The following is an 11,401-nucleotide window of genomic DNA, read 5'->3' on the forward strand; positions in this document are numbered from 1 at the left end:
GATGGACACGATCAAACGAATCGATCCGCGCCGGCCGTTCATCATCACCGCGGCTGGTCTCAGGCGCATCACGCTGGGCGAGGCCGGCAGCGCCGACGCGGGCGCGGTGCACTGGCCCGCGCACGGCCATGGCGCGGCGGCAAAGCCGCGGCGCGCGGTGAACGACCCGCGCTACATGCTGCTGGTGGCCGCGCACAGCGAGCGCGGCGCACTCGACGAGCATGCGCGCCAGGCGGTGGCCGCGGCGGCATTGCTGGCTGACGCGCAGACCGAGGTCGCGCTGCTGGTGTTCGGCGAGATGAAGGACGATGCCGCCGAGCTGGGCGCCGACAAGCTGATCGCGCTGCCGGAGTTCGACCGCCGCAGCTTCGCCCCCGAGGCGGAACTGCGGGCGCTGCAGGCCTGCGCCACCGCGCTGTCGGCCAGGCATGTCTTCATGCCCGACAACGCGGCCGGCGACGGCGACCTGGGCCGTCGCTATGCCGCGGCGGCGGCCGAGGCCGGCGCCAGCGTCGCGACCCATGTGGTCGAGATCGATGCGCGCCACGTCGGCACCTATGCGCACGCCAGGCGTTCGTTCGCGACCCGCGCGCTGCCTGACGTGATCCTGCTGGCGCCCGGCGCGGTCGACGCGAAGCTGCCGTTCACCGGCGCCGGCGAGCGGCTTTCGCCCGACTTCCTGTTCGCGAAGGGAAGCAGCACGCACCCGTACCGCGACCTGGGCATCGAGGAGATCGATGCCGCCCGGGTCGCGCTGGAGGAGGCGGACTTCATCGTCGCGGCGGGCAACGGCGTGGCGGACATCGGTGCCTTCGAGCAGCTCGCGGGCGCGTTCGGAGCGGCCATCGCCGCCAGCCGGGTCGCCGTGGACAACGGGCATTTCAGCCGCGACAAGCAGGTCGGCGCCACCGGCAAGACGGTCGAGGCGAGCGTCTATATCGCCTTCGGCATCTCGGGCGCGGTGCAGCACCTGCAGGGCATCAAGGACTGCCGCCACGTGATCGCCGTCAACGTCGACGCCAGCGCGCCGATTGCCAAGCGCGCCAACCTGACCATCGTCGGCGACGCGCGCGAAACCATCGCCGAACTGATCGCGCTGGTGCAGGCGGCACGCCCCGCGCGCGGCCAGCCGGCCCCGGCGCGCCCCAGGGAACTCGCAGGAGTCGCAGCATGAACGCCCCCGGACAAGTGAAGCGCATCGCGGTGCTGGTCTCGATCGGCCGTCATCCGGTCAGCGGCGCGCCGCGCTACAGCCGCAACGACGCCGCCGCGCTGGAACTCGGGCGCGGCCTGGCCACCAGGCACGGCGCGCAACTCACCGTGCTGCATGCGGGCGATGCCACCGATCCCGCACTCGCCGACTACCTGGCGCTCGGCGCCGGCGAGATCGAGGTGCTGGCGTGCGACGCCGGCGACGACGCGGCGCGCGTGCTGGCCGCGCACGTGAAGCACTGCGACCTGGTGCTGACCGGCACCCGCGCCGAGGGCGCCTATGACACCGGCATGCTGCCGTACCGGCTTGCCGCGGTGCTCGGCCGCCCGCTGGTCGGCGCGGCGGTCGATATCGAGATCGAGGGCGGACGCGTCGCCGTGCGGCAGTTCCTGCCCAAGGGCCTGCGCCGGCGCGTCGATGCGGCGTTGCCCGCGGTGGTGGCGGTGCACCCGCTGGCGAACGCGCAGCCGCGCTACGCCTACGCCCGCCTGCGCGACGGCAACGTCCGCACCGCGCCGGCGGCACGCTGCGCGGATCCCGACGCCGCCGCCTGGACGCTGGGCGCCGTCGAGCGCAAGCCGGTCAGGCTGGCGGCGGCCGAGAAGCGCTCCGGCCACGCCCGCATGCTGTCCGCGACCACCACCGAAAGCCGCGGCGGCAACGTCGTAAATGGTGGGACTTCGGTCGAAAAAGCACAAGTCATCCTCGCGTATTTACGCGAGCATCAACTCATCGACTACTGACATTGCCGGTCTGTCGGCAAACAACAGGGACGCAGGGAATCCGGAGCAAACGATGAACGTATCGGCAGACATTCGCGCGCTGGTGCAGCGGCGCAAGGCGGGCCATAGCCTCGAGGCGCCTTTCTACCTGAGCGACGAGATCTTCGCGCTCGACATGGAAGCCATCTTCCGGCAGCACTGGATCCAGGTGGCGGTCGAGCCCGACGTGCCCGAGCCGGGCGACTACGTCACCGTCGAGCTCGGCCAGGACTCGATCCTGATCGTGCGCGACGACGACATGCAGGTGCGCGCCTACCACAACGTGTGCCGCCATCGCGGCGCGCGCCTGTGCAACGAGGACAAGGGCACGGTGGGCAATATCGTGTGCCCGTACCACAGCTGGACCTACAAGCTGAGCGGCGAGCTGATGTTCGCCGAGCACATGGGCGAGAAGTTCGACCGCTGCAAGCACAGCCTGAAATCGGTTCACATCGAGAACCTTGCCGGGCTGATTTTCATCTGCCTGGCCAAGGAGCCGCCCGACTTCGCGCCGATGCGCGCCGCCATGGAGCCGTACCTGCTGCCGCACGACCTGCCCAATACCAAGGTCGCCGCGCAGGTCGACATCATCGAGCAGGGCAACTGGAAGCTGACGATGGAGAACAACCGCGAGTGCTACCACTGCGTCGCCAACCATCCGGAGCTGACCATTTCGCTGTACGAGTACGGCTTCGGCTACCAGCGCTCGCCCGCCAACGCCGAGGGCATGGAGGCGTTCGAGCAGACCTGCCGCACGCGCGCCGAGGAATGGGAAGCGATGAAGCTGCCGTCGGCCGAGATCGAGCGGCTGCTGGAGACCACCGGCTTCCGTACCCAGCGCCTGCCGCTGGACCGCAGCGGCGAATCGCAGACGCTTGACGCGAAGGTGGCGTCGAAGAAGCTGCTGGGCCGGTTCGAGCAGGCCGACCTGGGCGGACTGTCGTTCTGGACCCAGCCGAACTCCTGGCATCACTTCATGAGCGACCACATCGTCACGTTCTCGGTGATTCCGCTGTCGGCCGGCAAGACCCTGGTGCGGACCAAATGGCTGGTGCACAAGGACGCGCGCGAGGGCGTCGACTACGACGTGAAGAACCTGACCGCGGTCTGGAACGCAACCAACGACCAGGACCGCGCGCTGGTCGAGTACTCGCAGCGCGGCGCCGGCAGCAGCGGCTACGAGCCCGGCCCGTACTCGCCGTTCACGGAAGGGCTGGTCGAGAAGTTCTCGGCCTGGTACGTGCGCCGGCTCGCCGAGCAGATCGGGGCCTGAGCGCAAGGAGGGGAGGTCGACATGATGCGCGATGCGGTGCAGTTTGAATCGGCAGACAGCCGGGTGACACGCCCGTCGTTCTGGAACGCGCTTCCGGAGCGCTGGACCAGCGACGCGGAAGAGACGCTGGTGTGCTGCCACGTGCGGCAGGAAACGCACGACGTGAAGAGCTTCTTCTTCCGCTCGCCGCTGGGGCGCGCCTTTGTGTTCGAGCCGGGGCAGTTCGTCACGCTGGAGCTCGACATCGACGGCGAGACCATCAACCGCTGCTACACGATCTCGTCGTCGCCGGCGCGCCCGCACACGATCTCGATCACGGTCAAGCGCGTGCCGGGCGGCAAGGTGTCGAACTGGCTGCACGACACCATGAAGCCGGGCACGCCAGTGCGCATGCTGGGGCCGGCCGGCGATTTCACCTGTGCCCGGCATCCGGCGCACAAGTACCTGTTCCTGTCCGCCGGCTCCGGCATCACGCCGTTGATGTCGATGAGCCGCGCACACCATGACCTGGCCGAGGACCGCGACATCGTCTTCGTGCACAGCGCGCGCACGCCCGACGACATCATTTTCGCGCGCGAGCTGGACCTGATCGCGTCGAACCACAGCAACTTCCGCACCGCGTTCGTGTGCGAGCGGGTCGGCACGCGCACCAACTGGCCAGGCGTCACCGGCTTCCTGTCGCTGCCGCTGTTGAAGCTGGTCGCGCCGGATTTCATGGAGCGCGAGATCTTCACCTGCGGGCCGGCCCCGTACATGGAGGCGGTGCGGGCGCTGCTCGACGAAGCGGGCTTCGATCGCAGGCGCTACCACGAGGAGAGCTTCTCGTTCGAGACCCTGAACGCGGAACCCGACGCCAGCGCTGCGGTGGAGGGCAGTGCGCCGCTGCCCGGCGGCGCGCCGGACGCGGCGCAGTTCAACATCAGTTTCGCCAGAAGCGCCCGGGAGATCGCCTGCGGCGCGGCGCAGAACGTGCTCGACGCGGCGCGCCAGTCCGGCGTGCGGTTGCCGGCGTCGTGCACCCAGGGCATGTGCGGTACGTGCAAGGTGAAGCTGCTCAGCGGCCAGGTCGAGATGAAGCACAACGGCGGCATCCGCCAGCGCGAGGTCGACCAGGGCATGGTGCTGCTGTGCTGCAGCAAGCCGCTATCGGACCTTGTGATCGACAAGTGAGGCAAGGGTTGTGCGGGACCCGGCGCCCACGGCGGCCGGCGCTTCGCATTCGGAAAGGGAGCGCCTCGGCGCCGATGACAGGAGCGTAGACATGAAACTTCTCACCAAATTATTCTTCACCAGCGCCGCGTCGGTGATGCTGACATGGAGCGCGCTGGCGCTCGGCGATACCCGGCCCACGCTGAAGATCGGCTACGTCGAGGGCTGGGACGACAGCGTTGCCACCACCAACGTGGCCGCGCGCATCATCGAGAAGAAGCTGGGCTATCCGGTGCAGCTGGTGCCGGTCGCGGCGGGCGTGATGTGGCAGGGCGTGGCGCGCGGCGACCTCGACGCGACGCTGTCGGCCTGGCTGCCGGTGACGCAGGGCGCGTACTGGGAGCAGTTCAAGACCAAGGTTGTCAACCTCGGGCCCAACTTCACCGAGGCGCGGATCGGCCTGATCGTGCCCGCTTCCGTCAGCGCGAAGAGCATCGACGAGCTCAACGCGCAGAAGGCCACCTTCGAAGGCCGCATCGTCGGCATCGACGCCGGCGCGGGCGTGATGCGCAAGGCGTCGGAGGCGATCAAGAGCTATGGCCTGAGCTATACGCTGATGCCGAGCTCGGGCAGCGCGATGACGGTGGAACTGGCGCGTTCGATGAACACCAACAAGCCGGTGGTGGTGACCGGCTGGGCGCCGCACTGGATGTTCGCCAAGTGGAAGCTGCGCTTCCTCGACGATCCGAAGAAGGTGTTCGGCGAGTCCGAGCACGTCGACAACGTCGTCAACCCGGGCCTGGAGAACAAGGCCAAGCCGGTGGTGGCCTTCCTGAAGAAGTTCCAGTGGAAGCCGGGCGAGATCGACAGCGTGATGCTGGCGATCCAGAACGGCACTAAGCCGGAAGCAGCCGCCGACGCCTGGATCGCCGCGCATGGGGACCGCGTCAGTGCATGGCTGGAGAACACCCAATAATTCCGCCTGCCAGCGGTCGCGACAAGAACACGGGCCACGATCGTGATGCGATCGTGGCCCGTTTCGTTGCGCTTACTGGAATACGACCGTGCGGTCGCCGTTCAGGAATACGCGCCGCTCGATGAACGCCTTCACCGCGCGCGCCAGCGTGATGCATTCCACGTCGCGGCCGACCGCGAGCAGCTGTTCCGGCCGGTACGAATGATCGACACGCTCGACCACCTGCTCGATGATCGGGCCTTCGTCGAGGTCGTCGGTGACGAAGTGCGCGGTCGCGCCGATCAGCTTGACGCCGCGCGCATGCGCCTGGTGATAGGGCTTGGCGCCCTTGAAGCCGGGCAGGAACGAATGATGGATATTGATCGCGCGGTTGGCCAGCCTGGCACTGGTCGCGGCCGAGAGCACCTGCATGTAGCGGGCCAGGATCACCAGCTCGGCGCCGCTCGATTCGAACAGGTCGAGCCAGCGCGCCTCCTGCTCGGCCTTGGTCTCTGGCGTGATCGGGAAATGCCGGAACGGCAGGCCGTGCTGGCGCGCCAGCGGCTCCAGGTCGGCATGGTTGGAGGCGATGCCGACGATATCCATCTTCAGTTCGCCCATGCGCCAGCGGAACAGCAGGTCCGCCAGGCAATGCTCGAGCTTCGACACCATGATCAGCACGCGCGGACGGGCGTGCGCATCGTGGATGGCCCACTGCATGTCGTAGCCCTGCGCGATCGGCGTGAATTCCTGCCGCAGCAGGCCGATATCCAGTGCCTGCGCATCGGTCGGATGGAACACGCAACGCAGGAAGAAGCGGTTGCTCAGGTCGTCGTCGAAGACGGTCAGGGCGTCGATATAGCAGCGATGGCGCTCGAGCAGGCCGACGGTGGCGGCCACCTGGCCGGGAGCGCTCGGGCACGACAGCGTCAGGACGTGCTGCGGTGAAGGAGACTGCGCGTTCATGCGATTCCTCTGTGGGTTGACTGGCCGCGCACGCCTCGTGCGCGCACATGCCATGCGCCAAGTAGATCAGCCCATGCGGGCACCGGCTAGAACCGAAGCGCCGCGTGGCTGGTATCGGCGCGCCACGCCGCGCGTGGCGCCGTAGGCTCCACGCGAGATGGCTGGCGCCGCTTGTGGAGCGTCGCCGTCAAATTTGTCTTGCCGGATTGCCGTTGTCGCATTTGCGCAAGCGCTTGTCGGAATTCGTCGGCAGGGGAGGGCGATTCTTGGCAACCATTTAGGGAATCGCGCAACGCAGATCGCGATGCGACGACAAGGTTTGCCCAGGCATTCCACGGAGGAGGGTAGTAACGCGCCGCCAGCGCTTTCCCGGGAGGGAAGGAAAGACTGGCATGCCATATGACGAGTGAGTCCCGCAGGACCAGGAGAGGTTTCGATGGATAGTCCCAAGGTCGTGGTCGAAGGTCTGTGCAAGGTGTTTGGCAGCAATCCCAGGCAGGCCCTCGACATGCTCGCCGCCGGTGCGACGAAGGATGAGGTGTTCCGGCGCACCGGCCACGTGGTCGGCGTGCACAACGTGTCGTTCGACGTGAAGGAAGGCGAAATTTTCGTGCTGATGGGCCTGTCGGGCTCTGGCAAGTCGACGTTGATCCGCCTGGTCAACCGGCTGGTCGAACCAACCGCCGGCAAGGTGCTGATCGGCGGGCGCGACGTGGCCGCGGTCAGCCGCGGCGAGCTGATCGCGCTGCGCCGCAAGGACATGAGCATGGTGTTCCAGTCGTTCGCGCTGATGCCGCAACGCAGTGTGCTGTCCAACGCCGCCTTCGGCCTCGAGGTCGCGGGCGTCGGCAGGCAGGAGCGGGAGCGCCGCGCCATGGAAGTGCTGGAGCAGGTCGGCCTGGCGACCTTCGCGCAGAAGCTGCCGCGCGAACTGTCCGGCGGCATGCAGCAGCGGGTGGGCCTGGCGCGCGCGCTGGCCGTCAATCCGTCGCTGATGATCATGGACGAGGCCTTCTCGGCGCTCGACCCGCTCAAGCGCAAGGAAATGCAGAACGTGCTGCTGCAGCTGCAGAAGGAACACCGCCGCACCATCATGTTCGTTTCGCACGACCTGGAGGAGGCGCTGCGCATCGGCAGCCGGATCGCGATCATGGAAGGCGGCCGGCTGGTCCAGGTGGGAACGCCGCACGAGATCATCGCCAACCCGGCCGACAACTACGTGCGCACCTTCTTCGATGGCATCGACACCAGCCGCTACCTGACCGCCGGCGACCTGATGCAGACCAACGCCGTGCCGACGCTGTCGAAGCTCGACGCGGCCAACATCGCCGCGACGCTGAACGGCAGCGAAGACTACGCCTTCGTGCTGGATGCGCAGCGCAAGCTGCGGGGCTTCGTCACGCGCGACGCCACCCAGAGCGTGCGTCCCGTGGAAAGCATCCGGCTCAGCGCGTCGCTCGACCACGTCGTCGAGCGCGTGGTCGCGAACCCGAATGCGCTGCCGGTCGTCGACGACGACGGCTGCTATTGCGGCTCGGTCAGCCGCGCCGTCATCCTGAAAGCCATCACGCGCTCGCGAGGTAACCATGTCTGAACTCCTGCCCGTCGGCCGCTGGGTCGACCAATCCGTCCATTACCTGCTCGACCACGACGCCGCGACCTTCGACGCCATCGGCCGCGCCATCGGTGGCCTCGCCGAACTGATCGAGCGCGGCCTGCAAGCCGTGCCGATGTGGCTGATGATGGCGATCTTCATCGGCATCGGGCTCTGGCGCGTGGGCTGGCGCTTCGCACTCTTCACCGCGGCGTCGCTGTTCGTGATCTTCGCGACCGGCTTCTGGGACCAGACCATCATCACGCTGGGGCTGACGCTGTCATCGACCATCATCAGCCTGCTGCTCGGGGTGCCGCTCGGCATCTGGGCCGCACGGAACCGGCTGGTCGCCGCCGCCGTGCGCCCGGTGCTCGACCTGATGCAGACCATGCCCGCGTTCGTCTACCTGATCCCGGCGGCGATGCTGTTCGGCCTCGGCCGCGTGCCCGGCATCCTGGCAACGGTGATCTTTGCCATGCCGCCCGCGGTCCGGCTGACCTGCCTTGGCATCCGCCAGGTCAACATGGAGATCGTCGAAGCCGGCCACGCCTTCGGCTGCACGCCATGGCAGCTGCTGTACAAGGTCCAGTTCCCGAACGCGCTGCCATCGATCATGCAGGGGGTGAACCAGACCATCATGATGGCCTTGTCGATGGTGATCATCGCCTCGATGGTCGGCGCCGGCGGCCTGGGCAACGAGGTGCTTGCCAGCATCCAGCGACTCGATATCGGCCTGGGCTTCGAAAGCGGTCTCTCGGTGGTGCTGCTGGCGATCATGCTCGATCGCATCACCGAGAGCTTCGGCCGCGCGCCGGGCGAGGCGAGGGCGCCGCTGTTCTCGGGGCTCAGGCAGTTGTTCGGCGCCAAGGCCACCACGGCGCAAGCCTGATCCGCCGCCAGCAGCCAGCCGCCGGAATCTCGACCTCAGGGACGTTGCAGCCGTGCCAACCGACAGCATTTCCGCGCCAATGCCGTCCCACGAGTCCGCCGAGCCCGCCGCAGCGCTGGCCCCGCTCGCGCATTTCGGCTTCCTGACCCTGCCGGACTTCTCGATGATCGCGTTCTCCAGTGCGGTCGAAGTGCTGCGCATGGCGAACTACCTGGGGCGTGCCGAGCATTACACATGGTCGATCTATTCGCCCGACGGCGAACCGGTGCGGGCGAGCAACGGCATCGTGGTTCGGCCCACCGGCGCCCTCGACGACGCCGCGCTGCCGGACGTCATCATCGTCTGCGGCGGCATCCGCATCCGCGATGCCGTGGACGAGCGCCTGCGCGCCATGCTGGCAAGGCTGGCCGCGCTGGCCATGCCGCTGGGTGCGATCTGCACCGGCGCCTACGCGCTGATGGCGAGCGCGCTGCTGGACGGCTACCGCTGCGCCGTGCATTGGGAAAGCCGGGCGGCGCTGCACGAGGAGTTTCCGCTGGTGCATTTCGCCGACGAGCTCTTTGTGATCGATCGCGACCGGCTGACCTGCACGGGCGGCACGGCGCCCATCGACATGATGCTGCACCTCGTCGGCCTGCGCTTCGGCCGGCAGCTGGCCGCCCAGGTCTCCGAGCAGTTCATATTGGAGCGCATACGCGGCGCCACCGATGCGCAGCCGGTCCCGGTCAGTGCGCGCGTCGGCCTGTCGCGTGCCGAGCTGGTCGAGGTGGTGCGGCTGATGGAGGCGAATATCGAGGAACCGCTGTCGCTCGACGAACTGGCGCGGCTGGTGCGGCTTTCGCAGCGGCACCTGCAGCGCATGTTCAAGTTCTATCTGAACGTGTCGCCGACCCATTATTATCTGACCCTGCGCCTGAAGCGCGCGCGCGACATGCTGCGCACCACCAATGCGTCGATCGCGCAGGTGACGGCGGTCTGCGGCTTTCAGTCCCCATGCCATTTCAGCAAGGCATACCGGGCGCAGTTCGGGCATGCGCCCAGCCATGAGCGCCGGCAGGCGGGATGAATTCGCCGTTAGAATCGGGCAGGGCGCATGCACCCGCCTGCGGGCGTCATGCGCCGACGCACGCGGCCGCGGAAAGGAACCAATGACCGACTTTGCGAGAAGGCTGCTGGTTGCCGGCCTCAATGCCATGCTGCTGGCCCTGGCATGCAACCACGCGCAGGCGCAGCAGGTGGTCAGGATCGGCGTATCCGCGCCGCTTACCGGGCTCAACGCCGCCAATGGCAAGGACATCGAGAACGGTGTGCGCCTTGCTGTGGAGGAAGCCAATGCGCAGGCTATCCGGGTCGACGGACATGTCGTGCGTTTCGAGCTTGCCACCGGCGATGACCAGAGCGACCCGCGCATCGGCGTCCAGGTCGCGCAGAAGCTGGTGGATGATGGGGTCGCCGCCGTGATCGGGTACTACAACTCCGGCGTCGCACTACCGGCCGGGCCGGTCTTCGCACGCGCCGGGATCCCGGTGATCCATCCCGCGGCGACCAATCCGGCCATCACGCAGCAGGGCCTCGGGACGGTCTTCCGCGTCATTCCGACCGACGCGCAAAACTCCGGCAATGCGGGCAAGTACGTGGTCAAGGCGATGCAGGCCCACCGCATTGCCGTGATGGACGACCGCACCGCGTTCGGCCATGGTGCGGTCGACGAGTTCAAGAAAGCCGTGGTCGCCGCTGGCGGGAAGATCGCGATCGCGGAATATGCCAACGACAAGACCGTCGAGTTCAGCGCCCAGCTCACCAACATCCGCGCCGCCAACGCCGACGTGCTCTTCTTCGCTGGACTAGACAACCAGGCGGCATTGATCACGAAGCGCATGCGCGAGCTGGGCATGCGCACCCAGTTCGTCGGCAGCGGCGGCATCGCCGACAGCATCTTCCTGAAGATCGCCGGACCCGCCGCGGAAGGCGCCATGGCATGGGAATACGGACGTCCGCTCGACAGCCTGCCGCAAGGCAGGGCGTTCCTGCAGAAGTTCAGGAAACGCTTCGGCGGCGACGCCCTCAGCTATGCGCCGTTTGCCTATGATGCGACGTGGGTCGTCATCCGGGCGATGAAAGACGCTGGCTCCGCGAAACCTGCCAACTATGTGCCGGCGGTACGCGCAACGCAGTACGAGGGAGTCACCGGCACGATCGCGTTCGACGGTAATGGCGACCTAAGGCACCCGGCGTCGACGCTTTACCAGGTCAAAGGGGGCCGTTGGACCGCGGTCACGACGATTACGGTTGAGTGACGCGCGGGCTGGAACGCTCGTGGCAATGACATTGGGCACGTGGCAGTTGCCGTACGCCAACTTCGCGCATGCTCATGGTCCCCAAATCCCGTTCGTGCATGGCTGCCTCCCGTAGCGCCGGACGAAACTCGCAGCGTACGGGGACCAAGCCTCAGGTGACATCTCTAACCATGGCAAAGGTGACATTACTATTTGGGTCTAACATCCGATGTCTAGGCTAAATTCAAATGTCCGACGCTCAGCTAAGCTGAAATGTCCGATTTGGAGGGTGTTGGTGTTGAGGTTCGGTCTTTGTCTTTCTATG

General features: G+C 67.1%; 9 protein-coding genes and 1 pseudogene. 9 read left to right on the forward strand and 1 reads right to left on the reverse strand.

Annotated features, from left to right (window positions below):
* The first annotated feature begins 1 nt into the window (after position 1).
* From C7416_RS27980 to C7416_RS28000, 5 genes are all read left to right on the forward strand, one after another.
* Complete coding sequence (locus C7416_RS27980; RefSeq protein ID WP_111521880.1) at positions 2–1,174, forward strand: electron transfer flavoprotein subunit alpha/FixB family protein; 1,173 nt, start codon at positions 2–4, stop codon at positions 1,172–1,174.
* Positions 1,171–1,956, forward strand: coding sequence for an electron transfer flavoprotein subunit beta/FixA family protein (locus C7416_RS27985; RefSeq protein ID WP_111521881.1), 786 nt, complete (start codon positions 1,171–1,173; stop codon positions 1,954–1,956). Before C7416_RS27980 ends, C7416_RS27985 begins: the two co-directional genes overlap by 4 nt.
* Positions 1,957–2,008: 52 nt before the next feature.
* A complete protein-coding gene (locus tag C7416_RS27990; protein ID WP_111521882.1) occupies positions 2,009–3,247 on the forward strand; it encodes an aromatic ring-hydroxylating oxygenase subunit alpha in 1,239 nt (412 codons plus the stop codon).
* Positions 3,248–3,268: 21 nt separating this feature from the next.
* Complete coding sequence (locus C7416_RS27995; RefSeq protein ID WP_111521883.1) at positions 3,269–4,417, forward strand: FAD-binding oxidoreductase; 1,149 nt, start codon at positions 3,269–3,271, stop codon at positions 4,415–4,417.
* Positions 4,418–4,508: 91 nt separating this feature from the next.
* Positions 4,509–5,372: a glycine betaine ABC transporter substrate-binding protein gene (locus C7416_RS28000; protein WP_111521884.1), complete on the forward strand. Its 864-nt coding sequence runs from the start codon at positions 4,509–4,511 to the stop codon at positions 5,370–5,372.
* A gap of 72 nt (positions 5,373–5,444) precedes the next feature.
* Here the strand turns inward: C7416_RS28000 and purU are convergent, their stop codons facing one another.
* Positions 5,445–6,317 (reverse strand): formyltetrahydrofolate deformylase, encoded by an 873-nt coding sequence (purU, locus tag C7416_RS28005; RefSeq protein WP_111521885.1) that lies wholly within the window; start codon positions 6,315–6,317, stop codon positions 5,445–5,447.
* A 412-nt stretch (positions 6,318–6,729) separates the two neighbouring features.
* On the opposite strand from purU, the pseudogene C7416_RS28010 reads away from it, so the two are divergent.
* From C7416_RS28010 to C7416_RS28025, 4 genes and pseudogenes are all read left to right on the forward strand, one after another.
* Positions 6,730–7,911: pseudogene (locus C7416_RS28010) on the forward strand (quaternary amine ABC transporter ATP-binding protein); the annotation flags it as partial.
* Positions 7,904–8,800, forward strand: a complete 897-nt coding sequence (gene choW / locus C7416_RS28015) for a choline ABC transporter permease subunit (protein ID WP_111521887.1) — start codon at positions 7,904–7,906, stop codon at positions 8,798–8,800. The pseudogene C7416_RS28010 and the gene choW, both read left to right, overlap by 8 nt.
* 79 nt (positions 8,801–8,879) lie before the next feature.
* A complete protein-coding gene (locus tag C7416_RS28020) occupies positions 8,880–9,866 on the forward strand; it encodes a GlxA family transcriptional regulator (protein ID WP_111521888.1) in 987 nt (328 codons plus the stop codon).
* An 82-nt stretch (positions 9,867–9,948) separates the two neighbouring features.
* Positions 9,949–11,097 (forward strand): branched-chain amino acid ABC transporter substrate-binding protein, encoded by a 1,149-nt coding sequence (locus C7416_RS28025; protein WP_111521889.1) that lies wholly within the window; start codon positions 9,949–9,951, stop codon positions 11,095–11,097.
* Positions 11,098–11,401: the final 304 nt, after the last annotated feature.

The organism is Cupriavidus phytorum (assembly GCF_003254285.1).
GTDB classification, from domain to species: Bacteria; Pseudomonadota; Gammaproteobacteria; order Burkholderiales; family Burkholderiaceae; genus Cupriavidus; species Cupriavidus phytorum.

Excerpts from the sequence above, each read along its gene's own strand:
- C7416_RS28025 (WP_111521889.1), top strand. The coding sequence starts at position 9,949 with ATGACCGACTTTGCGAGAAGGCTGCTGGTTGCCGGCCTCAATGCCATG.
- purU (WP_111521885.1), bottom strand. The coding sequence starts at position 6,317 with ATGAACGCGCAGTCTCCTTCACCGCAGCACGTCCTGACGCTGTCGTGC.
- C7416_RS28000 (WP_111521884.1), top strand. The coding sequence starts at position 4,509 with ATGAAACTTCTCACCAAATTATTCTTCACCAGCGCCGCGTCGGTGATG.
- C7416_RS27990 (WP_111521882.1), top strand. The coding sequence starts at position 2,009 with ATGAACGTATCGGCAGACATTCGCGCGCTGGTGCAGCGGCGCAAGGCG.
- C7416_RS28020 (WP_111521888.1), top strand. The coding sequence starts at position 8,880 with ATGCCGTCCCACGAGTCCGCCGAGCCCGCCGCAGCGCTGGCCCCGCTC.
- C7416_RS27980 (WP_111521880.1), top strand. The coding sequence starts at position 2 with ATGGACACGATCAAACGAATCGATCCGCGCCGGCCGTTCATCATCACC.
- C7416_RS27985 (WP_111521881.1), top strand. The coding sequence starts at position 1,171 with ATGAACGCCCCCGGACAAGTGAAGCGCATCGCGGTGCTGGTCTCGATC.
- choW (WP_111521887.1), top strand. The coding sequence starts at position 7,904 with ATGTCTGAACTCCTGCCCGTCGGCCGCTGGGTCGACCAATCCGTCCAT.
- C7416_RS27995 (WP_111521883.1), top strand. The coding sequence starts at position 3,269 with ATGATGCGCGATGCGGTGCAGTTTGAATCGGCAGACAGCCGGGTGACA.